Origin of the sequence: Paraburkholderia rhynchosiae (assembly GCF_002879865.1) — a bacterium.
Classification (GTDB): Bacteria; Pseudomonadota; Gammaproteobacteria; order Burkholderiales; family Burkholderiaceae; genus Paraburkholderia; species Paraburkholderia rhynchosiae.
Genome location: NZ_PNXY01000008.1, coordinates 124013 through 149666 on the forward strand (window position 1 = coordinate 124013; position 25654 = coordinate 149666).

Below are 25654 nucleotides of genomic sequence, written 5' to 3' on the forward strand. Positions count from 1 at the left end.
TGTGAGGAGCAGTCCATGTCCACCACTGTCGGCGACTTCATCATCGGACGACTTCAGGCCTGGGGCGTGCGCAGGATTTACGGCTATCCCGGCGACGGCATCAACGGCGTATTCGGCGCGCTGAACCGCGCTCAAACCGAAGCGAAGAAACATCGCAAGGCAACCGGTCAACCGGAGCCGATCGAATTCATTCAGGTCCGCCACGAAGAAATGGCGGCCTTCATGGCGTCCGCCCATGCAAAATTCACCGGCGAACTCGGGGTCTGTATCGCGACGTCGGGACCCGGTGCATCGCATCTCGTCACCGGCCTCTACGACGCCCGGCTCGATCACATGCCCGTGCTCGCGATCACCGGCCAGCAGGCGCGCGCGGCACTCGGCGGACACTACCAGCAGGAAGTCGATCTCGTCTCGCTGTTCAAGGACGTCGCCGGCGCGTTCGTCGGACAGGCGTCGGTGCCCGCGCAGGTGCGTCATCTCGTCGATCGTGCAATACGTACCGCACTTTCCGAGCGCAAGGTGACCGCGCTCGTTCTGCCAAACGATCTACAGGACCGGCCCTACGAGCCGCCGGCACGCAAGCATGGCACGTTGCATTCGGGTGTCGGCTATCGCGCGCCGCGCCTCGTTCCTCATGCGGAAGATCTTCAGCAGGCCGCCGACGTGCTCAATGCCGGCAGGAAAGTCGCGATCCTGGTCGGCGCCGGTGCGCTGCACGCGACCGATGAAGTGATCGCCGTCGCCGAAAAACTGGGCGCGGGCGTCGCGAAGGCGCTGCTCGGCAAGGCCGCGCTGCCTGACGACCTGCCATGGGTCACGGGCTCGATCGGCCTGCTCGGCACCAAGCCGAGCTACGACCTGATGACCGAATGCGATACGTTGCTGATGATCGGCTCCGGCTTTCCGTATTCCGAGTTTCTGCCGAAGGAAGGCGCGGCGCGCGGCGTGCAGATCGATCTGAAGGCCGACATGCTGAGCCTGCGCTATCCGATGGAGGTCAACCTCGTCGGCGATAGCGTGGAAACGCTGCGCGCGCTGCTGCCATTGCTCGAGCAGAAGCAGGACCGCGCATGGCGCAAGACCATTGAAGGCTGGACCGCCGACTGGTGGAAGACGCTCGACGAGCGCGCGCATGAACCCGGCAAGGACGCGGTCAATCCGCAACGCACGGTGTGGGAACTGTCGCCACGCATTCCGTCGAACGCAATCGTGACCAGCGATTCGGGCTCGTGCGCGAACTGGTATGCACGCGATCTGAAAGTGCAGCGCGGCATGATGTGTTCGCTGTCGGGCGGGCTGGCGTCGATGGGCGCGGCCGTGCCGTATGCCATCGCGGCCAAGTTCGCCTATCCCGAGCGGCCCGTGATCGCGCTGGTCGGCGACGGCGCGATGCAGATGAACAACATGGCGGAACTCATCACCGTCTCGAAGTACTGGAAACGCTGGGCCGATCCGCGCTGGATCTGCATGGTGCTGAACAATCAGGACCTGAACCAGGTCACGTGGGAACAGCGCGTGATGGAAGGCGACCCAAAGTTCGAGGCGTCGCAGGACATTCCGTCCGTGCCGTATCACCGGTTCGCGGAACTGATCGGCCTGAAAGGCATTTACGTCGACGACGCCGAACAGATGGGCGCAGCGTGGGACGCAGCGCTTTCCGCCGATTGCCCGGTCGTGATCGAAGTGAAGGCGGACCCGAACATTGCACCGCTGCCGCCGCATATCACGCTGGCGCAGGCTAAGGCATTTGCGTCGACGTTGATGAAAGGCGATCCGGATGAGGGCAACGTGATCGTGCAGACCGCAAAGCAGGTGCTCGGCGCGGTGCTTCCGGGCCATCACGACAAGTAAGGTGTGCGGCGAACTGTGACCCGTGCTATCGGGGCATGGCGGTTGCTGCTCGAAAAGAATCGTCAACTGCTATACGAAGGAGGGCCGCATCATGAAGCTCTACTACTCGCCGGGCGCGTGCAGTCTCGCCGATCACATTGCCATGCACGAAGCGGAGATGGAGTTCGACCGCGTACGCGTCGACCTCAAAACCAAGACAACCGAGACCGGCCAGAAATTCGATGAAATCAATCCGAAAAGCTATGTGCCGACGCTCGAACTCGACGACGGTCAGCGGCTTACGGAAAACGTCGCAATCCTCTCATGGGTCGCGCAACGAAAGCCCTCGCTGGCACCGTCGGGCGAGTTAGGCGCGACGCGTCTCGTTGAAATGCTGGCATTCATTTCGACGGAGATTCATAAGCAGTTCGGCCGTGTTTTCAAGCCGACGTCGGATGCGGAAGCGAGCGCCGCGCGCGAAAAAATCGGCCAGCGTTTCCAACTCATTGCCACGATGCTGAAGGGAGACTATCTGTTCGGCTCTGAGGCGAGCGTCGCCGACGCTTATCTGTTTACGATGCTGCTATGGGCGAAGAAGGTCAGCATTGAGGTGCCGCAGAAACTCGAAGACTTCGCTCAACGCATGCGTGCGCGGCCTGCCGTGCAATTGGCGCTGAAACATGAAGGAATCGAATGACGGCTCACGCCGCATCGCTGCCGCGACGAAGCGTGAGCCGCAATCACATGGCGCATGAGTCCGTGCGCCGTGACCTTCAATCGGCGTTCGATCCGTCGAACTCCACGATCTCGATCCAGTTCGCGCCCTTGCCCACCGGATACTGCCCGAGCGTGCTCAACGCGCCTGTCTTCGGGTCGATCCGGTATGCGCTCAGATTGGTCGACAACTGGCCGACCGCGAGCAGGTAATTGCCCGACGGATCGATGTTGAAACCGCGCGGCTGCTTCTCGGTCGGATACGTGCCGATGCGCGTCAGCTTGCCAGAAGCGCGATCCACACGATAAGCGGCCAGCGTGCTCGACGTGCGTTCCGACGCGTACAGGAAGCGGCCATCGGGCGTCACGTGAACATCGGCGCCCCACGGTTTATCGCCTGAAAAGTTGGCCGGTAGAATAGAAATGGTCTGCAACGGCTTCACGGAGTCGCGTTGATTGTCGAATGCCAGCGCATGCAGCTTGCCGTCGAGTTCGTCGATCAGATAAGCAAAACGATGATCCGGCGAGAACACGAAATGGCGCGGGCCCGATTTGGCGGGAAGCGAATAAGCGGGCGCGGCGTCTTCCGTAAGCGAACCGTTCGACGGATCGAACTTCAGCCGCAACCACGCGTCGGCGCCGAGAACGGATGCAAACACATAACGGTTATCGGGCGCGTTACGAATAGCGTGCGCCATCGGACCCGTCTTGACGATCTGCTGAACGTCTCCCGCCACGCCATTTGCGCCGATGCTGTTCACCGCGAGCAGATTGCCGCCATACGACGCGGAGAACAGATAGCGGCCGCTTGCATCGGTCGACACATAGGCCATGCTGTCCGCAAGCGGCGCCTTGCCGAGTTCGGTCAGGCGGCCATCGAGCGGATTGACCGCGAAGCTCACTACGCGATAAGGCTTCGAACGGACTCCCGCGTAGAGCCGCAAATGGCTCGGCGAAAAAGCCATCGGCATGACCGTGCCGCCGATGCCCACCGTTTCGACGGGCTTAAGCGCGCCATTCGATTTATCCAGGCTGAACACCGAAATGTCCTGACTGTCCGCATTCGACACATACGCATACGTGGCCGCATGTGCGACGCCGGATATTGCCGCGCCGGCTAACAGAATTGCGACTGCACGTGAGACGGCTTTAACGCTCATGTTTATTTTCCGATCGAGTGGTTTGAATTGATTCACGCTGCCTTGTTTATACCGCTTATCGAAGACGGAATGCCGAAACCGCATCCGTCATTGACTGCGCCTGATGCTCCAGCGCACTTGCGGCGGCAGCGGCCTGCTCGACGAGAGCGGCATTCTGTTGCGTAACCTGGTCCATCTGGCTCACGGCTTTGCCAACCTGTTCTATTCCCGCGGTTTGCTCGACCGTCGCCGAAGTGATCTCCGCCATGATAGTCGCAACGCCTTGAACCGCTCCGACGATTTCGTTCATCGTGTGGCCGGCCTGCGTGACGAGTTCGTTGCCGTTACGCACGTCGTCGACCGAAGCGGAAATCAGCGACTTGATCTCCTGTGCGGCGCTTGCACTGCGCTGGGCGAGCGTGCGCACCTCGCCGGCCACGACAGCGAAGCCGCGGCCCTGCTCGCCCGCACGCGCCGATTCCACCGCGGCATTAAGCGCCAGAATGTTGGTCTGGAATGCGATGCTGTCGATCATGCCAGTGATTTCCGCGATCTTATGCGAACTCGCGGTGATCGCGGTCATCGTCTTTACGGCGCGCTGCACTACGTCGCCGCCACGTTGAGCGACGTCGGCGGCGCTTGCGGCGAGCGTGCTCGCCTGGCGCGCGTTGTCGGCATTCTGCTTCACCGTAGACGTCAGTTCTTCCATGCTCGCCGCGGTCTCTTCGAGCGATGCCGACTGCTCCTCCGTGCGGCTCGACAGATCGAGATTGCCCGCGGCTATCTCGCGCGCACCGCCGTGAATCGCTTCACAATTCACGCGCACGTTCGACACCGTATGCACGAGTCCGGCCTGCATGCGCGACATCGCCATGAACAACTGGCCGATCTCGCTCCTGCTGCCGTCGGGAATGGAGGTGGTCAAATCATTGCCCGCAATCCGGTCGAGCAGTCTCGACGCTAGCTGCAACGGACGGATCACGATGGTGCGCAACGCAAAGTGGGTGGCGACGATCAACAGCAGTGCAAGCGCGACACCCGTTGCAACCATCGCGACGATCCAGCCGTATTCGCGTTCGTTTCTTGCCGCCGATTCCTTCGCGAGTGCGCCGGCGAGATTCTGAAACTTCTCGACATTCGCGGAATAGACCTGGCCTGCAAGGGTGATGTCGTGATCGTTGATTGCGACGTAGGCGTCAGTGTCGCCACGCTGCAGCGTGTCGAAGGCTTTCTTGAGCGTCGCAGCCAATGCATTCGAGGAGTCGACGAGTTGCTGTTTGAGCGCGTCGTCCTGTCCCACGAATCGGGACGCCGACGCAAAAGCGCGCGTTTCGACGTCCGCGCGATCCAACGTTCGTTGCGCGCTGGCGAGTGCCGAATCGCGCGTGGCCACGTCGTTGCGCTCTTTGAGCGCCGCGTAAGCGCGCGTCAAGGCTGCGCGGGTGCGGGTGCTGTCCTTATATCCGTCGTTAGCGAGAATCTCCTGAGTGGCAATCTCCTGGAGCCGCTGAGCGTTTTCGTTCGAGCGGCCGAGCGCGAATACGCCGACCACGCCGCCGAACATGATCATCGCCGCAAAGACGACGAGCACCGCAAGTAAGCTGTTTTTTACTGTCAAATTACGCATGCTTCGCAGACCCCACTCGTTGTCTATTTCTCTTAGGTCGTTAACGGCAGAAGAAATGCCGACTTGAGCGCGGCGAGCCTCTCGCGGCACCGTGTCAACGGCCCGCGTCATACACGCCGTGCCATACGCGCTGCCTTACGCACCCTTTACGGGCGAACGGACTCTGGCGCACAATCTCCGCTGAAATGGCTGTCCACAGCCTTCCCTCTGCTGCCGATTGTTCGCGTCGAGACGCCAATCCGGCGCAGAGTGACCCGCTTGCACCATGCGTCTTTCCAATCGGACATCTCATGAGCGATAAAACTTCTGGTAAGCGTGAAGATCTGCTGGCAGGCGGCAGCCGTCACCACCAGATCTTTCCACGGCTGAATGACGCGCAATTCGCGGTACTGGAGCGATACGGCGAACGGCGCAAACTGAAAGCCGGCGACATACTGTTTTCTGAAGGCGATCGCCACATTCCCATGTTCGCAATCCTGTCAGGCACCATCGAGGCGACGCGCGGCGCCGGTGACAATTTGCATTTTCTCGGCTCTCACGGTCCCGGCAGCTTCACCGGCGAGGTCGGAACGCTAGCGGGCCGCGGCGCGGTGGCCTCCGCGCGCGCGACGAGCGATTGCGAAGTGATCGTGATCGACGAGGAATCGCTGCGCGCACTCGTGATTGCCGAAGCCGAATTAAGCGAAACGATCATGCGCGCCTACATTCTGCGGCGCGTCGCATACATTCAGGACCAGAACGGCGGAGTGGTCGTGATCGGCAGTTCCGCTTCTTTCCCGACGCTGGTATTGCGGCACTTCCTGAGCCGCAACGCGCAGCCTTCGGCGTACTTCGATATTGCCGAGCACGTGGAAGCAAAAGCACTGCTGGAGCGCTACGGCGTCACTGAGGAAGATCTTCCGGTACTCGTCACCTTGCAGGGCGTCGTGCTCAAGCGCCCGACGAATCGCGCCGCCGCCGACGCCATCGGCTTGAGTCCCGATAGATTGAACGGCGAACGCTTCGACGTGGTCGTAGTCGGCGCGGGACCGGCGGGCCTCGCGGCGGCGGTGTATGCCGCATCCGAGGGATTAAGGGTCGCGGTTCTCGACACCAAAGCGCCCGGCGGGCAGGCCGGTACCAGTTCGAAGATCGAAAATTACTTTGGATTCCCAACCGGAATCTCGGGACAGGCACTCGCCGGACGCGGCCTGTCGCAATGCAGGAAATTCGGCGCGGAAGTCGGCGTGCCGATCGAGGCGCTCGGTATTGAATGCGACAAAGGTCAGCCGTTCCATATCCGGCTGAACTACGACGAGCACGTCTATGCGCGCGCTGTTGTGATTGCTACCGGCGCGCGCTATCGCAAACCGGAACTCGAGCGCCTGGAGCATTTTCAAGGCCGTGGCGTCTATTACAGCGCGACGTTCATGGAAGCCGCGTTTTGCGGCAACGAAGAACTCGTGATTGTCGGCGGCGGCAACTCGGCGGGGCAAGCTGCGGTTTTTCTCTCAGGCTTCGCGCGCCACGTGCACATTGTGATTCGCGGCGAGGGACTAAATACGAGCATGTCCAACTACCTGATCAGACGGATCGAGGCCGCGCCGAACATCACGGTTCATGTGCGAACGCAGATCGTCGCATTGAACGGCGACGCGCATCTTGAATCGATTCGGTGGAACCAGGCGGGGCGGATCGAGGAGAAGCCTGTCCGGCATGTGTTCCTGTTTCTCGGCGCGCAGCCCAGTACGGGCTGGCTTGGCGACTGCGTCGAACTCGACAAGAACGGCTTCGTGCTGACCGGCCCGGATGTCGCTCACAAATGGACATCGGAACGCCCGGCGCATTTCCTCGAAACGAGCCGGCCCGGCATCTTCGCGGTGGGCGACGTGCGCAGCGGCTCGGTCAAGAGAGTAGCGGCTGCCGTAGGAGAAGGCGCGGCCGCCATTCAGTCGCTTCACCAGTATCTTGCGCTGGACGTGTGACGTTCAATACTCGACGAGTATCGTCACGCGGCGATTTGCAGCGTTAGCCGCTGCGTCGTCGCCGATGGTCAGCGGGAAATTGTCGGCGCGGCCAATTGCAGCCATTCGGTGCGCTTGAATGCCCTTGTCGGCGAAGAAGCGCACCACTGCACCTGCGCGTGCAGAAGACAGTTCCCAATTGGATTCGTATTTCGCCGTGGATATCGGCAAACTGTCAGTGTGCCCTTCTACCAGAATATTGTTTCTTGCGCGGTCACGCAGTAACGTGGCGATCTGATCCAGCACGGCGAACGACTCCGGCAAAAGACGCGCGTCGCCGGAATTGAACAGCACCTTCGCATTGATCGCGATCTCGACGCCTTGCGGCGTGTGCGAAATCGTAATCCGTTGGTTGTCCTGCAAGGGCTCGAGCAACGAAAGCAGCCGCTTTTTTGCGTCATCTTTCGCGTTGGGCGTCGTAACGGGCGCCTGCGCGGCAACGGCTTCTTTTACCGGGTGATGTTGCAGCGTCTTTATTTGCAGCTCGCTGTTTTTTGCAAGCTGCAAAACATAAAGCGCGAGAAACAGCACCATGAGCGTGGTAATCAGATCCGCGTACGAGAGCAGCCAACGATCCGACTGTTCGCCGTTATCGTGACCGTCCTGGTGCCCGGTTTTACCCGCACTGAGACGCTTGCTGCCAGTAGATGTGCTCATACACGAAAGTCCGCTATCAATTGTGGCTCGTTCTTTTATCGAACCGGCTAGCCGAGCAATTCGGCGGATCGTTCGCGCACGTCGCCGGCCAATCGCGTTTCGATGGTGTGCGGCGATTCCTTGCGCGAAATCGCGAGCAAGCCGTCGAGATACAAACGCCTGAAACGCAATTCGCTATCCACCTGCGCGCGGATCTTTCCATATAGCGGCAGAAACACGAGGTTGGCCAATGCGAGGCCATAGAGCGTTGCCACGAAAGCGACAGCGATGCCTTGCCCAAGTTGCGACGGCTCAAGCATATGACCTGTTACCTGAATCAGGCCGAGCACCGCGCCGAGAATACCGAAAGTCGGCGCATAACCGCCCGCCTGCTGCCAGATTCGCGCCGCCGCCATGTGATTGCGCTCATAGGCGTCGACTTCCCGTTGCAACGCATCTTCGAGCACCGCCGTCGATACGCCGTTCGCCAGCAATTCGAGGCCTCGTTTGGCAAACGGGCTGATGCCGCCCGCGTCGATCGACTCGAACACCAGCATGCCGTTCAGTTTCGCCTGATCGCCCCATTCGAGCAGCACGGACAAACTCTCGCGATCCACTTGCCGCGCCTTCACGAAAGCAAAGCGCAACTGCTTCACGCCGTCATAAAACCGCGCCCATGTGTTCTGAATCATCACCGCCCCGAACGTGCCGCCAAGGACGATGACAAACGCCTCCAGTTGGAACAGCGAGGTGAAATTCCCGCCTTCGAGCGAGAAGCCCGCGACGATCGCCGTCAAGCCGAACACCACGCCAAATATCGTCAAGAGATCCATACTTCCTCGCAACCGGCTGCATGAGCCTGCGAATTACAGGTTAAACGGTGTGTTGTCTATGTTGTCGTTGTTGTCGATTCAACGCTGTAGACGTCAGGACTCGACGGGCGCAGTGCTCGCCGCGGGAGACTTGAGCGCTCGGACGGTGTCGATGAACCGCTGTTCGATCTCGACAATCTCGACCGGGTCGATCTTGAGTTCGCGACGCATTACCCACGACACCTCTTTCTTCCGCGCCTCCGTCATCACGGATTGCAGGCGCTCGTCGATCGGCTGGCCCGCCAATGAGGACAGCAGTTTCGCGAGATCGTAGGTATCGAACGCGCTCATGGCGTCGAACAATGTTCTCTGGTCGACAAATTCCAGATCGTCGATCGATTTCAACTCGTTCCCGCCGCGCGCATTGCGGCGCGAGAAATAGCTGAGACCCTTTTCCTCGACATAATTCAGCACCTTCGTCTTTCGGAACGCAAAGATGTCTTCTGCGATTTCCGCATGGGAGAGCTTGTTGAGAATCACTTTCCTGTCGACACCGATCAGCGCTTCCAGATCGTCCAGTTCGATCAGTTCCAGTTCGCTGCTGATCGAAACGTCGAGATCGTGGTCCGCCACCTGCTGCGCGCGTTCCGTGATTCTCACCGGATCGAACGTGACGAGTTGCCGGCCCGCCGCGCCGTCGCTTGCCGAATATCGTCCCGACGTATTGTTCAGCCGCTCCGAGCGTCCCGCTTCGATCGAGACGAGATTGAGTTTCTCCATGCGCTTGAGCATTGCCATCACATGCGGGCGCGAATGACCGGCAATCGCGTTGCATTTCTTGATGACTTCGGAGAGTGGAATCGAGATTTCCTCGTTCTGAGGGCGACGTGCGCGACCGTCGAACCTGTCGTTCGCTTCCGCACCGGCCATCAACGAAAGAACGTGCGCATACGACAGAACGCCAGGCAGGAAATCAGCATGCGTATTGGTCGCGTGAATGTCGTCTTTCTTTTTGACGCGGCGGATCATAGTGCGCACGATATGGCGCAGCAGCGGCGATACGCGTTCCAGTTCTTCTTCGACAATGCCGCCCGCAATGGCGGTCAATTGACAGAAGCTCAGTGCTTTGGCGGTGTGCGCTCGCGGCTCGGGCGGCAACAGCGCGGCTTCACCGAAAAACTCGCCCTTCCCGAGCGTGGCGAGAATGACCTTTTTTTCATCGCATTGGGCGGAAATTTCGACTTTGCCATCGGCGATCACGTAGATGACCGCATCCCCGAGAAAGCCCTCGGAATAGATGACTTCGCCAGGAGCCGCCGTACGCGACCATGGTGACCGTTGCTGGTTCAAGATTGGTTCCCCCGATGAGCTGTTTTCGTCCAGCGCGTGCCGTTCCTCGGGCACGAGTCAGTTCGACAGACTGACTTATTTCACTGGATAACGACAAGCCCTTCCCAATCTTTAATAAGAAAAAACGTATGAGATAATGGCGCAAACGTTTGCGGCGCTTCCCGGCAAGGTTTAGATGCCCTACCGGATTTTTCATTTGCCTCAGGATCGCGCTGTGATGCGGTAGCGCGCAGCCGCGTCAGCCCTTCGTCGCGCCAAACGTCAAGCCCGCCACAAAGTGCTTCTGCATTGCGAAGAACATTGCAACCGAAGGCAATGCGGCCAGAATCGACCCGGCCGAAACCAGATTCCATGCGGTCGTCCATTGCCCTTTCAACGCGGCGACACCCACGGTGATCGGCGCGGCATCGTCGCCTTGCGTCAAACACAGCGCCCAGAAATAGTCGTTCCACACGAAGGTAAACACCAGGATCGCCAATGCGGCGAGCGCAGGCCGTATCAACGGCAGCACGATCTTGAAGAATACGGTCCACTCGTTCGCGCCCTCAATGCGCGCCGCCTCGACCAGTTCGAACGGTAACTGCTTAATGAAGTTGCGCAGAAAGAGCGCGCAAAAACCTGTCTGAAACGACACATGGAAGAGAATCAGCGCGGTTACCGTGTTGAACACGCCAAGCTGCAACGACAGATCGCGCACCGGGATCATCAGCACTTGCACGGGCACGAAGTTGCCGGCAACGAAAGTGGCGAACAGCGAGGAATTACCGCGAAAGCGATAGATTGCGAGAGCGAAGCCGGCCATTGCCGCGAGCGCAATGGAACCGATCACCGCGGGCACCGTAATCAGCACGCTGTTCCAGAAGTAGTGGAGCATCGGCGAGGTGGTCAGCGCCTCGCGATAATTGTCGAACAGCGCAAAGTGCTTTGGCCATCCCCAATAGTTGCCTTCGCTGAGTTCTTCTGTCGAGCGCACCGACGTGACGAGCACCGCGATCATCGGCAGAAGCCAGATCAGCAATGCGAGCGGCAAGGTCAGTTTGTAGACGCGGCGCGTCGCCGGTTTCCATTTGTCGATTGGGATTGGAAACATGGTCGGCTCCTTATTGCTCGGCGCGCAGCATCCGCCGCAGGTGATAAACGATGTAGACCAGCATGATGCCGAACAGCACGACCGCCACCGCCGCGGAATAACCGATGCGGTAATACTTGATCGCCTGGTCGTACATGTAATACGCGAGTACGGTCGAACTCTCGAACGGACCGCCGCCCGTCATCACCGAGATCAGATCGAAGCTGCGCAATGCGCCAATGATCGTGACGACAATCGCCATGAACGTGGTGGGCCGCAGTTGCGGCAGAATGACGTGCCACAGCATCGACCAGCCGCGTGCGCCTTCCATGCGCGCGGCCTCAATCTGCTCGGCGTTCAGCGACGTGAGACCGGTCAGATAAAGAATCATGCAATAGGCGGTTTGCGGCCACAGCGCCGCGAATACGATGCCGAAAGTCGCGTAGCGCGGATCGCCGAGTACCGGCACGCCGTGGCCGAGAACCAGCGCGAGCAAACCGAAAGTCGGATCGTAGAACCACGAAAAGATCAGCCCGACCACCACGCCTGATAACACAAACGGCGCAAAGAAAAGCGATTTGACGATGCGAATGCCGGCCACTGCCTGATTCAGATACAACGCGACGGCGAGTCCCATCGGCGGAGCGAGTAGAAATAGCAGCAGCCAGATCAGGTTGTTCTTCAGCGCCGTATAGAACGTCTGCGTATGGAACAGTTCGACGTAGTTGGCGAGGCCGACAAAAGACGGCTCCGTCATGCCGTCCCAGTTGAAAAAGCTCAGGCGTATCGTCGAGAGAATCGGCCAGACCACGTAAATCGCCACCATCACGCAAGCCGGCGCGAGAAACAGAAAAGCAGCGCGCCGTTGACGCCGGGCAGTTGGCGAAGGACGGCGCTGGCGCGTCCCTACGTTCGGCGCGCGCCCACGCGTTGTGCCGCCTGGCGCGGGCAGCAACGAGCCGCCTGGTTCAGCGGGATCGGCCACAGTGTGACGGGTGACGGAATGCGACAAGATCTTCTCCATCGGATGCTACGGAAGGCGGCCTTGCGGCCGCCGCGCCGTTCGTTACTTCTTATAGATCCGCTTGCGCGTCTGCTCGAGTTGCGCAAGTACGCCGTCGAGTTTCGACGGGTCGGAGATGAACTGCTGCATCCCCTTCATGCCTTCATCGGCCATTTCCTTCGTCATGTCGCGATCATAAAACTGCGCGATGCCGCCCCTGGTGTTCGCAAGGATCTGGAAGCCGATCTTCGAAATCGGGTCTTCCGGCTCGGGCGATTTGCTGTTCGCCGACAGCGAACCCAGACCGACTGCGAGCTTCGCGCCGATCTCCGGCGTCTCGACAAATGCAAGGAACGTGTGCGCGTCCGCCTTGTTTTTCGCTTTCGACGGAATATGCAGCGATTCGACCGGGCCGTCTTCGGCAGTCGGCACTTTTGCGTCGATGATCGGGAACTGGAAGTAGCCCATCTCCGGCTTCACGTTCGGCGGAAAGCCCGCGGTGATGAACGTGCCCATCAGCATCATCGCGGCCTTGCCCTGGAACAGGAACGGCTGCACGGAATCGAGATCGTAGGAAAGGGAGTTGTCGATGAAATAGCCCGCGTCGATCAACTGCTTCCACGCTGTATAGACTTTCTTGACGCGCGGATCGGTGTACGCAACCTCGCCCGCCATCAGCTTCTGGTGGAATGCGTTGCCGTTCAGGCGCAAGTCGAGATAATCGAACCAGCCCGCAAGCGTCCATGCATCGCGGCCCGCTACCGCAATCGGCGTAATGCCCGCTGCTTTCAGCTTCTTGCAGTCGTCGAGAAACTGATCCCACGTTTTCGGTTCACCTGAGATGCCGGCCTTCTGGAACAGATCCTTGCGATAGAACATGCCCCACGAGTAGTACACGGTCGGCGCGGCATATTGCTTGCCTTTGTACGACGACGCTTCTTTCGTCGACGCATACATCTCATTCCAGCCGTTCTTCGCCCAGTCGCCGCTCAAGTCTTCGAAGAGGCCGCGCTGCGCGTAATAGGCCATGCGTTCGCCGTCATGCCAGTTCACGATGTCGGGGGCGACCGTCGAGAGCCAGCCGGGCAACTGCACCTTGTAGGCTTCTTCATCGATAAATGACACCTTCACGTCGATTGCGGGATGCGCCTTCTTGAAGTCGTCGACAACCGATTGCCAGACCGCGCGCTGACTCGCGCCCTTGAACGCGATATTGGCGGTCAGCGTGCCCGCCTGCGCGGTGCTGACGACGGACGTTCCCACAGCCGCCGCAGCAAGCGCGAGTGCCAGCAGAACCTTGCGTGGTTTCATTTTCATACTACCTGTCTCCTTTATTCCTTGATTTTGCGTCGTTGTCGTTACTGCCTGGAATTCCGCTTTGCACATCGTCCCGTTGCTTGAACCGGGTTAATTCGATCGATAAACCGCCACGCCCTGTGGTTCGATTGCGCGCGAGCCGATCACAAATGCGCCGTCGGCTACATCGGTAATCATGTGTGCGGCGTCGCCGTAGTTGAACACATAGGTCAGTGCGCCACGCCGGCTAATACGCACGCTGTCGCCGAGCGGCAAGGTTTCGATGCCGGCGTGCTGTGCGATTTGCGAAAAAAGCCGAACCGTCAACGCCTCGTCGAATAGACTCGCGAAGTAATGAAACGCGCCGTTTCGCACATACGCGGGGTGGCCGTCGGCGAATCGCGCGAGTACCTCAAGTGCATTCGCGTTATCGTCTTCAATGAAATCGCGCCAATGGCGGGCAACACCGTCTTCAGCTTTCGCGTCTTCCGTGTCGGCAAGCCGCACAGCTTCGGTCACGTTCGGCCGCATCGATTCCACGCGCCACACACGCAGCGGCAATACATCAGCGAGTGCACCCGGCGGCAGATTCGCGGGGATCTGCATATCTTGAGTCTTGGAACCGGTGCGCGGCCCAATCACCACTTGCCCGCCGGAACTTGCGAGACGCGTGGCGAAATCCGCGGGCACGACCGGTAGCGGCGGCACGACAATCAGCGCATAGCCGTCGAGCGATGCGTCGACTGGCACGACATCGACATCGAGACCGAGCGAGCGCAGCGCCGAGTAGTACTCGAATGCAAAACGCGGATAGTGAAAGTCCGCACCCTGTGGATGAATCTCGAACAGCCACTTTGCTTCGTAATCGTAGACGAGTGCGACCTTCGAACGGATCGTGGCATTGGCGTCGGCGTTTGCAGCCAGCACCGCGCGAATATCATCGGCCACTTGCGCGGCCTCGCTACCGCCAACGTCGAGCCGGTTATCCGGCGTATTCAACCCCGCATGCATCTGCTCCTGCGCAAACGGCGCCTGACGCCAACGGAAGTACGACACACAACCCGCGCCATGCGCGAACGCCTCCCAGCTCCACAGCCGCACCATACCCGGCAACGGCGCCGGATTCCACAGCGCCCAGTTCACCGGACCCGGCTGCTGCTCCATGACCCAGAACGGCAGCTTCGACATGCCGCGATACACGTCGTGATTGAACGACGCGAAATCCGGATGACCGCTGCGCAGCCAACGCGCCTTTACATCGGGCGCGAACCATTGCTCCTCAAGTGCGCCCAGCGGATAGCTGTCCCACGCCGCGACGTCGAGGTCGGCCGCAACCTTGTAGTGATCGAACTCGGTAAAGAGCTGCATGAAGTTGTGCGCGACCGGCCGCCCCGGCGAATGCGCGCGGATGATCTCGACCTGCATGCGGTTATAGCGCGCCACTTCGTCCGACGCGAAACGCCGGTAATCGAGCCGATGTGAAGGATGCGCTTCGGTCACGGTCGCGACTGGCGCATCGATTTCGTCGAAGCTGCGGTACTCCATACTCCAGAACACGGTGCCCCATGCGCGATTCAATGCGTCTACCGTTTGATAGCGCGCTTGCAGCCACTCGCGAAAGCGCCCCACTGCTGCCGGCGAATAACTCACTACCGTGTGATGGCAGCCGAATTCGTTATCGGTCTGCCAGTATGCGACCGCCGGGTGCTTGCCGTAACGCTCGGCAATCGCCGTGCAAATGCGCTGCGACGCCGCGAAATACGACGGCGACGAGAAGTCATAGTGACGGCGCGAACCGAACGCGCGCGGCCGGCCGTCAGCACCCACCGGCAAGATATCCGGATGACGGTCGATCAGCCACTTTGGCGGCGTTGCGGTCGGCGTGCACATCACGACCTGCAAGCCGGCTGCGCCGAGTACATCGATCGCACGGTCGAGCCAGCCCCAATCGTATTCGCCAGGCGTTGGCTCGATGCGGCTCCATGCAAACTCGGCGATGCGCACCTGCTCGATGCCGAGTGCTTTCATCCGGCGCGCGTCGTCTTCCCACATCGACTGAGGCCAGTGTTCCGGGTAATAACAGACTCCAAGGCGCATCCGAATGTCCTTTATGCGTAATGTTCGACGGATTCAAGCGAAGCGGCGGCGAAGCCGTCTTCGGTAAACAAGTGCGTAGCGTGGCTCGGCACCCGCAGGTTCGCGCGATGGCCTGGCGCGAGTCGCGTATCGCCCGGCGCCTTCGCGATCAATGCGACGCCGCCGGGTTGATCGAGATGCACGTAGCTGTGTTCGCCGAGTTGCTCGACCAGCGAGACGGTGCGCGAGAGAACGGCGTCGTCGGCAGGCGTAGATGTGTCGATGAATTCAAGGTGTTCAGGACGCACCCCGAAAGTCACGATTTGCGAGACCTGGAGCGCCGCACCATCCACAGGCACGCGCACGTTTTCCTGCGTGTGATCAAGCGTGACTGTCACGCCTTGCGCGTCGATCGACGCGACACGTCCCGGCAAAAAGTTCATGCGCGGTGAACCGATGAACCCGGCGACGAAGCGGCTCTTCGGGCGGTGATACAACTCGAGCGGCGCGCCGATTTGCGCGATGCTGCCGTAACGCTCGGTGTCCTTGCCTGCGTGCAGCAACACGATCTTGTCCGCAAGCGTCATTGCCTCGATCTGATCGTGCGTGACATACACGACGCTCGCCTTCGCGAACTGCTTGTGCAGCCGCGCGATCTCGATGCGGGTCTGGCCACGCAGCGTTGCGTCGAGATTGGAAAGCGGTTCGTCGAATAGAAACACGCCCGGCTGGCGCACGATTGCGCGGCCGATTGCAACGCGCTGACGCTGTCCGCCCGACAATGCTTTCGGCCTGCGTTCGAGCAGCGCTTCCAGTTGCAGAATGCGCGCGGCTTCCCGCACCTTGCGGTCGATTTCGTCTTTGGGAGTCTTGGCGAGTTTCAATCCGAACGCCATGTTCTCGAACACGGTCATGTGCGGGAACAACGCGTAGCTCTGGAACACCATCGCGACGCCGCGCTGCGCCGCCGGCACGTCGTTCATGACCTGGCCGCCGATGAAGAGATCGCCGTCGGTCAAGTCTTCGAGGCCCGCGATCATGCGCAGCAATGTGGATTTACCGCAGCCCGATGGCCCGAGAAACACGCAGAATTCGTTCTCGCCAATCTCGAGATCGACGTCGCGAATCACCGGCGCGCCGTCGCCATACGCCTTCTGTACGCCTCTTAACGAAATGCTCGCCATCGCATCGACTCCGTGATTTAATCGGCTCGACGTCGGAGATTAAGCGCTTAATCAGCAGGGCCGAAAAAATCGATCGCGGGCGATCGTTGGGCCTTGCCTGTCTCCGATATCGTTTTTGTCTGTGCGACAGATGGTGCCGTGCCTTGCCCATCGATGCAAATGTCGGGCAGCCATCCCAAATAATGAACAGACATGCCTACACTTACAGAAGTCGCGCGTCATGCCGGCGTCACGCCGGCCACCGTTTCGAACGTGCTGCGCAATCGCGGACGGGTCGGCGAGACGACGCGTCAACGGGTTCTCGAAGCCGTCGATGCGCTCGGCTACCGGCCACACCTCGCCGCTCGCGCACTCGCGGAAGGCCGCGCTCCGACGCTTGCATTGATGGTGTCGAGCATCGCCAATCCGTTCTATCCGGAGTTCGCGCTCGCCGTCGAACGCGCGGCGCGAACGAGCGGCCATTTCGTGATCATTTGCAATACTAACGAAGATCCGGTCACCGGTCGCGCATACCTCGATCAGATAGCGGGCACGCTCTCCGAGGGCGTGCTCGTGACCAATGCAAACCTCGAATTGGCCGACCTTCACATGACCGAATCGCGCGGCACGCCCGTGGTTTTATGCATGTGGGAGCGGCCCAACGAACCGCCGGGCTTGCCATGCGTCGCGGTCGATTTTCGTCTGGCCGGCGAGCTTGCCGGCGAGCATCTGCTGGAGCTGGGGCATCGGCGGATTGGCGCGATTGTCGGCAGTAAGGCTTCTGGCATTCATGCTGCGCGCTATGAAGGTTTCGTCGATGCACTGCGCGCGGCGGGCGCGCCGAAGAACCGCGTCAAACACGCGGCCGATACGATCCAGGGCGGATACAACGCGGCGCGCGCGCTGCTCGAAGCCGATCCGAAACTGACCGCCATCTTCGCGACGAACGACCTGCCGGCGCTCGGCGCAATGCATGCCGCAGCGGATCTGGGCCTGAACGTGCCCGCCGACCTGTCCGTGGTCGGCATCACCGACATTCAGCTCGCGCGCGAGTCGCGGCCCGCGTTGACCACCGTGGCCGTGCCGACTGTCGAAGTGGCCGGGCTCGCCGTGTCGTTGCTGCGCGAGCTGATCGAGTCGTCGTATGGACAGGCGGGACGCAGCAAGGCCAAGGTGCCGATGCGCGTTTCCTCCGCGCCGAAACTCATGGTGCGTGCCTCGACGGGCACGCCGCGCTTGCGCTCGCGCTGAAGCCGCGAATGTCGCAAACGTGCGCCGTTCGAGCGGTCGATATATGCGGTTTCGCTTTCTAACTGCTTTCGACGTAGCCAGGACTTTCCCGGAGTCCCAGAGCTCCGCGTTGCGTCGCACCACTGCCTGAAAGCCTTTCGGTATATGGCTTCGCGCGTGTTCACCGGTCCTCCTGCAACAACTCCCTCCCCAACGACATTCCTTGACGCGCCTCGCCGCGCCTGCTGTACTAAATCAACCAAAGTGATTTAAGCGGTCCGGTCCGATGCCGGATCGACACGTTGGAATCCACCGCAGTCCAGGTTGCACGCTCGCAGCGTTCGTGTGCGCAACCGCCCGCAGTCCAGAACATCGTTGCCAAATAACCGGAGGAGCGTCCCATGAATCTGAATTCCCGCAGGCTTCCTGTCGCCAGGAAAATCGTCTCGATGTGCGTGGCCGCTTCGGCGGTATGGTGTGCGAGCGCGAGCCAGGCGGCCGACCAGCCCGTCGTCGGCCTCATCACGAAGACCGATACCAATCCGTTCTTCGTGAAGATGAAACAAGGCGCCGAAGCGGCCGCATCGAAAGACGGCGCGAAGCTGGTCACCGCTGCCGGCAGGTTCGACGGCGATAACGCGAGCCAGGTCACCGCGATCGAAAACATGATGACGGCCGGCGCGAAAGCGATTTTGATCACGCCGAGCGACACGAAGGCAATCGTGCCGAGCATCAAGAAGGCACGCGCCGCAGGCGTGATGGTGGTCGCGCTCGACACGCCGACCGATCCGCAGGACGCGACCGACGCACTCTTCGCCACCGACAACTTCAAGGCCGGCGTGCTGATCGGCAAATACGCGAAGGCCGCGCTGAACGGCAAGCCCGCGAAGATCGCCACGCTCGACCTCGCGCCCGGCGTCTCGGTGGGCGTGTTGCGTCATAACGGCTTTCTGGAAGGCTTCGGCGTGAAGGAAGGTGATCCTTCGATCGTATGCAGCCAGGACACACGCGGCGATCAGTCGAAGGGGCAGACGGCAATGGAAAACTGCCTGCAGAAATCGCCGGACATTAACGTGGTCTACACGATCAATGAGCCGGCGGCAGCAGGCGCGTATCGCGCGCTCAAGGCCGCGGGCAAGGACAAAGGCGTGATGATCGTCTCGATTGACGGCGGCTGCGAAGGCGTGCGCAACGTGAAGGCCGGTTCGATTGCCGCGACCTCGCAGCAGTATCCGTTGAAGATGGCCGCGCTCGGCGTGACGGCCGGCGTCGATTACGCGAAGACCGGCAAGAAGGTCTCGGGCTATCAGGACACGGGCGTGACGCTCATCACCGATAAGCCGATGTCCGGCATCGATAGCAAGGATACGAAGTTCGGCCTCGACAACTGCTGGGGCAACAAGTAACGCGTACTGTACGGCGGCCCGCGCTCCGGGCCGCCGGATGATTTGCCGCGTGGCGCGTGCCACGCTCATGTCTCGAGGACATCCATCATGTCAACTCCTTCCGCGCCCGCGGGCCATCCGCGCCATTTCTCCGACCGTTTGCCGTCGCTCGCCGAAGTCGGGCCGCTCATCGCACTCGTGCTGGCATGCGGCTTCTTCATTTCACAGAGCAGCCGCTTCCTGTCGTTCCAGAACCTATCGCTGATCCTGCAACAGACGATGGTCGTCGCGGTCATCGCAATCGGTCAGACACTGATCGTGCTGACCGGCGGCATCGATCTCTCATGCGGCATGGTGATGGCATTCGGCTCCATCATCATGACCAAGTTCGCCGTGACTCTGGGCCTGCCGCCGGCACTCGCGATTCTTTGCGGCATCGGCGCAAGCACGTTGTTCGGCGTGCTCAACGGCGTGCTCATTACCCGCATCAAGTTGCCCGCGTTCATCGTCACGCTCGGCACGCTGAACATTGCGTTCGCGCTTACGCAGATCTATTCGAATGCGGAAAGCGTGTCGAATCTGCCGGACGCAATGATGTTCTTCGGCAACACGTTCAAGTTCGGCCCGGCGGACGTCACATACGGCACGGTGCTCGCGCTGCTGATGTATCTGGGCACATGGTTCGTGTTGCGCGACACGGTGCCCGGGCGGCACCTGTATGCGCTCGGCAATAACCCCGAGGCCGCACGGCTGATGGGTTTGTCGTCGCAGAAAATCCTGCTTACCGTCTACACGCTGGCCGGCGCGATTTACGGCATCGCTGCGTTGTTGTCGGTGTCGCGTACCGGCGTCGGCGATCCGCAAGCAGGACAAACGGAGAATCTCGACAGCATCACCGCGGTCGTGCTCGGCGGCACGAGTCTTTTCGGCGGGCGCGGCTCCATTTCCGGGACGCTGCTCGGGGCGCTGATTGTCGGCGTGTTCCGTAATGGCCTCACCTTGATCGGCGTTTCTTCGGTCTACCAGGTATTGATCACCGGCATGCTGGTGATTCTCGCGGTGGCCGCGGACAAACTCTCTCATCGTCGCGGTTGAGCACTCAAAGGAGCCCATCATGTCGACACCTACTTCCGCTTCCACCGCATTGCCCGTCCTGCAGGCGCGCGGACTCGTCAAACGTTATGGCAGCGTGACCGCGCTCGACGGCTGCGATTTTGAAGTGCTGCCCGGCGAGATTCTCGCTGTGATCGGCGACAACGGCGCCGGCAAATCGTCGTTGATCAAGGCGCTTTCCGGCGCGACCGTGCCGGACGAAGGCGAGATCCTGCTCGATGGCAAGCCCGTCAAATTCCGCAGTCCGCTGGACGCCCGCGCGCAGGGCATCGAGACCGTATATCAGGAACTCGCGGTCGCGCCGGCCATGAGCATCGCGGAAAATCTCTTCCTCGCCCGCGAATTGGTGAAACCCGGTTGGCGCGGCTCGATCTTCAAGATGATCGACAAACGCCGCATGCTCGAAGAAGCGACCGCGCATATGAAAGACCTGCAAATCGGCATTCGCTCGATGCGTCAGGCGGTCGAAACGCTGTCGGGCGGTCAGCGTCAGGGCGTGGCCGTCGCGCGCAGCGCCGCCTTCGCGCGGCATGTCGTCATTCTCGACGAGCCCACCGCCGCGCTCGGCGTGAAGGAGGGCAACATGGTGCTCGAGCTGATTCGCCGCGTGCGCGATCGCGGGCTGCCGGTGATCCTCATCAGCCATAACATGCCGCACGTGTTCGAGGTCGCGGACCGCATCCATATTCAGCGGCTTGGCCGGCGCGCTGCGCTCGTCAACACGAAAGACGTGCACATGTCGGAGGCGGTCGCGATCATGACCGGTGCAAAAGAAGCGGACGTCAAGGCGATTGCATGATGCGGGCATTCCGCTGATCGGGCGCGACCATGGATACCACCGGCGTCCGCCCGCCCCTCACACGCACTGTCGGCTCGAATCAGGTCGGCATGCGGCAGTTCAACGAGCGCATCGTGCTGCAGGCAATCCGCCTGCATGGGCCGCTGCCGAAGGCCGACGTGGGCCGCCTCACACGTCTTTCGATGCAGACGGTGTCGATGATCGTCGACCGTTTGATCGATGACGGCCTGCTGGAAAAGCAGGCGCGTGTGCGTGGCAGAATCGGCCAGCCGTCCGTGCCGATTGCGTTGCGCGCCGACGGCGCATACACGATCGGCATCAAGGTAGGGCGCCGCAGTCTCGACGTACTGGCGATGGATTTCGCCGGCCGCGTCGTGTGCCGCGATGTATTCGAGTATCCGTATCCCGATCCGCGCACGCTGTTTCCCGCCCTCGAAAGCAAGCTCGCGCGCGTGAATCAGACGCTCGGCGCGAACGCGAACAAAGTGGTCGGCGTGGGTGTGGCCGCGCCGTTGTGGCTCGGCGGCTGGCGCGAGTTTCTCGGCGCGCCGCCCGACGCGCTCGATGCGTGGCACGACATCGACTTGCGCTCGCGCATCGCGACCATGACCGGGCTGCCGGTCGAATTCGCGAAGGACACCACGGCCGCCTGCGCCGCTGAACTCGTGATGGGCCAGGGACGCGGCATCCACAACTTTCTGTATCTGTTCGTCGGCACGTTCATCGGCGGTGGGCTCGTGATCGACGGCCGCCTGCATGGCGGACCGCACGATAACGCGGGAGCGGTCGGCTCGATTCCGTTGCGCGAGGGCGGCGCGCGCAAGCCCGCGCGGCAACTGCTGCATGCGGCATCGGGTTTCGTGCTGGAACGGCTATTGAGCGACGCAGGTAAGCCGGCCGCCGCCGCGCACGATCATCGCGCCTTGTCGCCGGAAATGTGGCGGCATACCGAACAATGGCTCGATAGCGCGTGTCCCGCGATTGCCAACGCGCTCATCAATGCGGCTGCGCTGCTCGACCTGGAAGCGGTGGTGATCGACGGCGAACTCGACCGTCAGATGGTGCGCGAAATCATTCGTCGTACTGAGCGTGTGCTGGATCGATTCGAATGGGAAGGCATGGTGCGCCCGCAATTACTGGAAGGCGCAATCGGCGCCGACGCGCGTGCGATGGGCGGCGCGATTTTGCCGCTCTATGCGCATTTCGCGCCGGTGCACGAACTGTTTCTCAAACCGGCGACTGAGCCGGCTTATTGATCAGCAGCGACGCGCTCATTGCGCGGCGACCTTCGTCGTCACCGAAGCGGTCTTTGCAGGCGAAGATTCCAGCAACGGCTGCAACGCAGGCGCCATCGACTTAAGCAATTGCACCGAAAGCGCGCTCGTGAATTCGTAGCGGGCCGCATACGGCTCATGCACCCACGCGGTTAGCGTGCCATAAAAACGATCGCCGATAGCGAACACAAACGTGGCGCTGCGGTTCACCTTGCGCGACTCGATCAGCCGTGCGCCCTTGGCGAACACGTTAAAGCGCTGATCGCCGGTGCCAGTCTTGCCGTACACCTCCATTGTCCTGCCGTCAGGAAACGTGAGGCCTTGCGCGAGACGCCGTGCCGTGCCGCCCGTCACGACATCGCGCAACATGCCTTTGACGATTCCCGCGATTTCCGGCGAAAGCTGCTGTTGCGGCGCGGCGGCCGCGCGCTGAAAATGCGTTTCGTACGGCGTGTCTTTCGCGAAGTCCAGTTGCGTGAGGCTTTCAGTCGGCACCTTGTTGCCGTCGTTGGCAATCACGCCGATCAGTTGCGCGAGCGCAGCCGGCCGATCGCCAGAAGCACCGATTGCCGCGGCATACGAAGGCGTGAGCGTCGCGAACGGATAGCCGAGCGCCTGCCACGATTTACCGATTGCGTCATAGGCGCGCAATTCGACCATGCGTTTGATACGGCGATCCTGAGTCGCGTGGTAACGCGTCTTGAAGAGCCACGAATACGTCGACAAACGGACATCGCGGCTCGCATTCTGAATCTCGTTGAGCGTTGCGTCGGGATGCTCGCGCAGATAGTTGAGCGTCCACAGTTCGAGCGGATGCACACTCGCGATATAACCGCGGTCGTTCAGATTGAAGCGGTCGATTCCGTATTTGGCGTAGAGATTCGCGAGGTCTTCGTCATCGAGTATCGACGCAGCCGGCGTATTTTTTAGCGCCGCGCGCATCTTCGCGTTGAACCACGCGTTGGACTCGTCCGGTGCAACGCTGCGTAATACCGTCGCGATTTTCGGTGGGGATTTGCGCACGCCGAGCAGCAACAGTGCCAATGCCTGTTCACGCGGCTTGCCGTGATACTTCGTGTAAAAACGATTCATGTACACACGGCTTTCCTGATCGGCGAAACGCGTCAGATACATCTTGCGGATCGCGGGATCGCCGAGCCATTGCGACGAAGGTCCGGTGGTTTGCACCATCTCGTAGTGGACGATGTCGCGCATCACACGCACGAACACCAGATTCACCGAATGCTGAAACGCGCGGCGAACGGTGAGAATGCGGCTGTTGTCGTCGGATTCGAAGTTGTTGAAGCTCTGCGCGCCGCCGCCGGTGTAGAACGTTTCGCCCGGATTCGCTGAGTATTTGCGCTCCACAGCCGCATCGAGCATGGCTTGCAACGAGCGGTCTTTTGTATGCGAGAGATAGTCGAGCGCCCAGCGCGTCAATTGATCGTTCGGGTCGGGCTTGATGGCTTTGAGTTCAGCCGCGCTTCGAGCCGCATAACGCGTGTGCAACTGGGACACGATCTGCAAATACGTGACCACGGTACGCATTTTCGCAGTCGAGCCGAGATTCAGCCGCGCACCGGAATTGATGTCGAACGGCTGGTTGACGCTATCTGTTTGCACACGCACGAGGTTGGCGCCGTCGCGTCGCTCGAACAGCGTGAAGCTGTAGGCGATTTTCGACGGGTCGTCCGAGGCGCGCAGCATCTCGAAGCCGACAAGACCCGCGGCCTTCGCGCCATCGCGCGTTGCGGCAGCAGCGAGCCGTTCGCTAACGGCCTGCTGCACGGCATTGTTCAGGGTGCCGGTGGCTTGCAGATCGAGCCGGTCGAGTTCATAGAAGCTCGAAATGCCGAGCGCCGCCAGCAGATTCGAGCGCATCGACGTCACTGCCTTGCGCGACACGAACGAAGCCGTGTTTTCAGCGGGTTTCGGCGCGCGATGCAGCTCCAGTTTCGCGGAGAGCGCGGCGTCGCGCAGCGCGGAGGAGATCACGCCGCCGTTTGCGAGCAGCCGCAAATAACTGTCGGTCAGCCGTTCGAGTTCCGCATAACCGCGATGCAGCAAATAGGATGGCGCGCGCTGCGCGATCATCAGCGAAAGCACCTGGCGGAAAGCTTCGCCCTGCTCCGGCAAATTCTGCTCTGTCGAAGGTGCACTCAGGATGCGGTTCACAGTGTCGAAATCGCGGCCGTACCAGGCGGCGAGACCGTCGCCCATGCCGTTGATTTCGCCGATGCCGGGCTGCGCGGCAAGCGGTACCGAATTCAGATAATGCACGACGATCTGCTCGCGTGCGGGCATCGTTTGCGGGCCGTTCAGATAGGCGCGCACCGAAGCGGACGCGATTTGCCGCAGCTTCTCCGGCGGCGTCGCGGTACGCCCGCCCGCCGAGTGGCGGAATTTTTCGATCTGGGTGGCGAGTGTGCTGCCGCCGGGCGTCGCCTGATGGTGGTTGAATACGCGCGCGCCCTGGTCGACCAGCGCGCGGCTAAAGCGCCCCCAGTCGATGGCGGGATTGCGGTTCGGCTGACTCGGATCGAGTAGATAGCGGTCTTCGATAAACAGCAGCGAATTAACGACGAGCGGCGGGATCGCTTCGAAGCTGCCATACACGTGGCCCGGAAAACTCGCGCTAAAAAGCGGTGTGCCGGTGCCGTCGAACAACTGCAAGCCGGCTTGATCCTTCTCGGCGTAAGGCAGGAAAAGGCTTCTATCCGCAAGCGACAGCATGCGTTCCGAATCGCGCGCCTGCGAGGTGATTTCAAAGCCGCGTTGCAGCAAACGCTGCTGGATGGACGGCAGCAATGCGTAACCGAGACGGGTGTCGTAAGGACCTTTGTCCGTCTCGGGAAAACGAATGGAATGACTGGGACCTTCGTCGACGGCAAAGCCGATGTCGCGTGTCAGCTCGGAGAGGTAGTGCGCCTGGAGACGGGACGTTTCAATCTCGAGCTGACACATGCGTGCAACCCACGCCAACCCAAGCAACAACGCCGCCGCCAGCGCCCATTTGAACCCTTTGCGCACCCACGTGGTGCTGGTGGCGCGAAGCGGAACCCGCACCGATGGCCGATTCATGACTGCTCTCCCGAGCGGCGCCAGCCTCGTAATCCTGACGCCCTTCAAGGGAGT

The 25654-nt window shown here is 61.0% G+C and carries 19 protein-coding genes; 8 read left to right on the plus strand and 11 right to left on the minus strand.

Features of this window, described 5'->3' with window-relative positions; all coding sequences use genetic code 11:
• Positions 1-15: 15 nt before the first annotated feature.
• Together C0Z16_RS13700 and C0Z16_RS13705 are read left to right on the plus strand one after the other, a co-directional pair.
• A complete protein-coding gene (locus C0Z16_RS13700; RefSeq protein WP_102632692.1) occupies positions 16-1851 on the plus strand; it encodes a thiamine pyrophosphate-requiring protein in 1836 nt (611 codons plus the stop codon).
• A gap of 91 nt (positions 1852-1942) precedes the next feature.
• Positions 1943-2527, plus strand: a complete 585-nt coding sequence (locus C0Z16_RS13705; RefSeq protein WP_102632693.1) for a glutathione binding-like protein — start codon at positions 1943-1945, stop codon at positions 2525-2527.
• Positions 2528-2603: 76 nt separating this feature from the next.
• Here C0Z16_RS13705 and C0Z16_RS13710 read toward each other — a convergent pair whose 3' ends face one another.
• Positions 2604-3704: a lactonase family protein gene (locus C0Z16_RS13710; RefSeq protein ID WP_102632694.1), complete on the minus strand. Its 1101-nt coding sequence runs from the start codon at positions 3702-3704 to the stop codon at positions 2604-2606.
• Between the two features lie 55 nt (positions 3705-3759).
• Positions 3760-5310 carry a methyl-accepting chemotaxis protein gene (locus C0Z16_RS13715; RefSeq protein WP_102632695.1) on the minus strand — a complete coding sequence of 517 codons (1551 nt, stop codon included), beginning with the start codon at positions 5308-5310 and terminating at the stop codon, positions 3760-3762.
• Positions 5311-5600: 290 nt separating this feature from the next.
• On the opposite strand from C0Z16_RS13715, the gene C0Z16_RS13720 reads away from it, so the two are divergent.
• The gene (locus C0Z16_RS13720) at positions 5601-7274 is read left to right on the plus strand and encodes an FAD-dependent oxidoreductase (RefSeq protein WP_102632696.1); all 1674 of its coding nucleotides are present in this window, start codon (positions 5601-5603) and stop codon (positions 7272-7274) included.
• Between the two features lie 3 nt (positions 7275-7277).
• Here the strand turns inward: C0Z16_RS13720 and C0Z16_RS13725 are convergent, their stop codons facing one another.
• The 8 genes from C0Z16_RS13725 to C0Z16_RS13760 all read right to left on the minus strand — a co-directional run bounded on the left by C0Z16_RS13725 (position 7278) and on the right by C0Z16_RS13760 (position 16739).
• Positions 7278-7970, minus strand: a complete 693-nt coding sequence (locus C0Z16_RS13725) for an OmpA family protein (protein WP_102632697.1) — start codon at positions 7968-7970, stop codon at positions 7278-7280.
• Positions 7971-8017: 47 nt separating this feature from the next.
• Complete coding sequence (locus C0Z16_RS13730) at positions 8018-8782, minus strand: flagellar motor protein (protein WP_102632698.1); 765 nt, start codon at positions 8780-8782, stop codon at positions 8018-8020.
• A gap of 93 nt (positions 8783-8875) precedes the next feature.
• Positions 8876-10111, minus strand: coding sequence for a Crp/Fnr family transcriptional regulator (locus tag C0Z16_RS13735; protein WP_167403517.1), 1236 nt, complete (start codon positions 10109-10111; stop codon positions 8876-8878).
• A gap of 238 nt (positions 10112-10349) precedes the next feature.
• A complete protein-coding gene (locus C0Z16_RS13740; protein WP_102632700.1) occupies positions 10350-11201 on the minus strand; it encodes a carbohydrate ABC transporter permease in 852 nt (283 codons plus the stop codon).
• A gap of 10 nt (positions 11202-11211) precedes the next feature.
• A complete protein-coding gene (locus tag C0Z16_RS13745; protein ID WP_244201233.1) occupies positions 11212-12192 on the minus strand; it encodes a carbohydrate ABC transporter permease in 981 nt (326 codons plus the stop codon).
• A gap of 54 nt (positions 12193-12246) precedes the next feature.
• A complete protein-coding gene (locus C0Z16_RS13750; RefSeq protein ID WP_102632702.1) occupies positions 12247-13500 on the minus strand; it encodes an ABC transporter substrate-binding protein in 1254 nt (417 codons plus the stop codon).
• A 90-nt stretch (positions 13501-13590) separates the two neighbouring features.
• On the minus strand, positions 13591-15576 hold the full coding sequence (locus C0Z16_RS13755; protein WP_102632703.1) for a beta-galactosidase: 1986 nt from the start codon (positions 15574-15576) through the stop codon (positions 13591-13593).
• An 11-nt stretch (positions 15577-15587) separates the two neighbouring features.
• Positions 15588-16739: an ABC transporter ATP-binding protein gene (locus C0Z16_RS13760; RefSeq protein ID WP_102632704.1), complete on the minus strand. Its 1152-nt coding sequence runs from the start codon at positions 16737-16739 to the stop codon at positions 15588-15590.
• 192 nt (positions 16740-16931) lie between these two features.
• Here C0Z16_RS13760 and C0Z16_RS13765 point away from each other — a divergent pair, with 192 nt between their 5' ends.
• From C0Z16_RS13765 to C0Z16_RS13785, 5 genes are all read left to right on the plus strand, one after another.
• Positions 16932-17969 carry a LacI family DNA-binding transcriptional regulator gene (locus C0Z16_RS13765; RefSeq protein ID WP_102632705.1) on the plus strand — a complete coding sequence of 346 codons (1038 nt, stop codon included), beginning with the start codon at positions 16932-16934 and terminating at the stop codon, positions 17967-17969.
• A 380-nt stretch (positions 17970-18349) separates the two neighbouring features.
• Positions 18350-19354, plus strand: a complete 1005-nt coding sequence (locus C0Z16_RS13770) for a sugar ABC transporter substrate-binding protein (RefSeq protein ID WP_102632706.1) — start codon at positions 18350-18352, stop codon at positions 19352-19354.
• Positions 19355-19441: 87 nt separating this feature from the next.
• Complete coding sequence (locus C0Z16_RS13775) at positions 19442-20428, plus strand: ABC transporter permease (RefSeq protein ID WP_102632707.1); 987 nt, start codon at positions 19442-19444, stop codon at positions 20426-20428.
• 19 nt (positions 20429-20447) lie between these two features.
• Positions 20448-21245 (plus strand): ATP-binding cassette domain-containing protein, encoded by a 798-nt coding sequence (locus C0Z16_RS13780; RefSeq protein ID WP_102632708.1) that lies wholly within the window; start codon positions 20448-20450, stop codon positions 21243-21245.
• Between the two features lie 29 nt (positions 21246-21274).
• Positions 21275-22501 carry an ROK family transcriptional regulator gene (locus C0Z16_RS13785; RefSeq protein WP_102632709.1) on the plus strand — a complete coding sequence of 409 codons (1227 nt, stop codon included), beginning with the start codon at positions 21275-21277 and terminating at the stop codon, positions 22499-22501.
• A gap of 15 nt (positions 22502-22516) precedes the next feature.
• Here C0Z16_RS13785 and C0Z16_RS13790 read toward each other — a convergent pair whose 3' ends face one another.
• A complete protein-coding gene (locus tag C0Z16_RS13790) occupies positions 22517-25600 on the minus strand; it encodes a transglycosylase domain-containing protein (RefSeq protein WP_102632710.1) in 3084 nt (1027 codons plus the stop codon).
• Positions 25601-25654 lie beyond the last annotated feature (54 nt).

Bases quoted from the DNA above. Each gene is read 5' to 3' on its own strand.
- C0Z16_RS13725 (WP_102632697.1), bottom strand. From the start codon at position 7,970: ATGAGCACATCTACTGGCAGCAAGCGTCTCAGTGCGGGTAAAACCGGG.
- C0Z16_RS13730 (WP_102632698.1), bottom strand. From the start codon at position 8,782: ATGGATCTCTTGACGATATTTGGCGTGGTGTTCGGCTTGACGGCGATC.
- C0Z16_RS13760 (WP_102632704.1), bottom strand. From the start codon at position 16,739: ATGGCGAGCATTTCGTTAAGAGGCGTACAGAAGGCGTATGGCGACGGC.
- C0Z16_RS13740 (WP_102632700.1), bottom strand. From the start codon at position 11,201: ATGTTTCCAATCCCAATCGACAAATGGAAACCGGCGACGCGCCGCGTC.
- C0Z16_RS13755 (WP_102632703.1), bottom strand. From the start codon at position 15,576: ATGCGCCTTGGAGTCTGTTATTACCCGGAACACTGGCCTCAGTCGATG.
- C0Z16_RS13785 (WP_102632709.1), top strand. From the start codon at position 21,275: ATGGATACCACCGGCGTCCGCCCGCCCCTCACACGCACTGTCGGCTCG.
- C0Z16_RS13720 (WP_102632696.1), top strand. From the start codon at position 5,601: ATGAGCGATAAAACTTCTGGTAAGCGTGAAGATCTGCTGGCAGGCGGC.
- C0Z16_RS13780 (WP_102632708.1), top strand. From the start codon at position 20,448: ATGTCGACACCTACTTCCGCTTCCACCGCATTGCCCGTCCTGCAGGCG.
- C0Z16_RS13750 (WP_102632702.1), bottom strand. From the start codon at position 13,500: ATGAAAATGAAACCACGCAAGGTTCTGCTGGCACTCGCGCTTGCTGCG.
- C0Z16_RS13705 (WP_102632693.1), top strand. From the start codon at position 1,943: ATGAAGCTCTACTACTCGCCGGGCGCGTGCAGTCTCGCCGATCACATT.
- C0Z16_RS13765 (WP_102632705.1), top strand. From the start codon at position 16,932: ATGCCTACACTTACAGAAGTCGCGCGTCATGCCGGCGTCACGCCGGCC.
- C0Z16_RS13700 (WP_102632692.1), top strand. From the start codon at position 16: ATGTCCACCACTGTCGGCGACTTCATCATCGGACGACTTCAGGCCTGG.
- C0Z16_RS13790 (WP_102632710.1), bottom strand. From the start codon at position 25,600: ATGAATCGGCCATCGGTGCGGGTTCCGCTTCGCGCCACCAGCACCACG.
- C0Z16_RS13715 (WP_102632695.1), bottom strand. From the start codon at position 5,310: ATGCGTAATTTGACAGTAAAAAACAGCTTACTTGCGGTGCTCGTCGTC.
- C0Z16_RS13770 (WP_102632706.1), top strand. From the start codon at position 18,350: ATGAATCTGAATTCCCGCAGGCTTCCTGTCGCCAGGAAAATCGTCTCG.
- C0Z16_RS13775 (WP_102632707.1), top strand. From the start codon at position 19,442: ATGTCAACTCCTTCCGCGCCCGCGGGCCATCCGCGCCATTTCTCCGAC.
- C0Z16_RS13710 (WP_102632694.1), bottom strand. From the start codon at position 3,704: ATGAGCGTTAAAGCCGTCTCACGTGCAGTCGCAATTCTGTTAGCCGGC.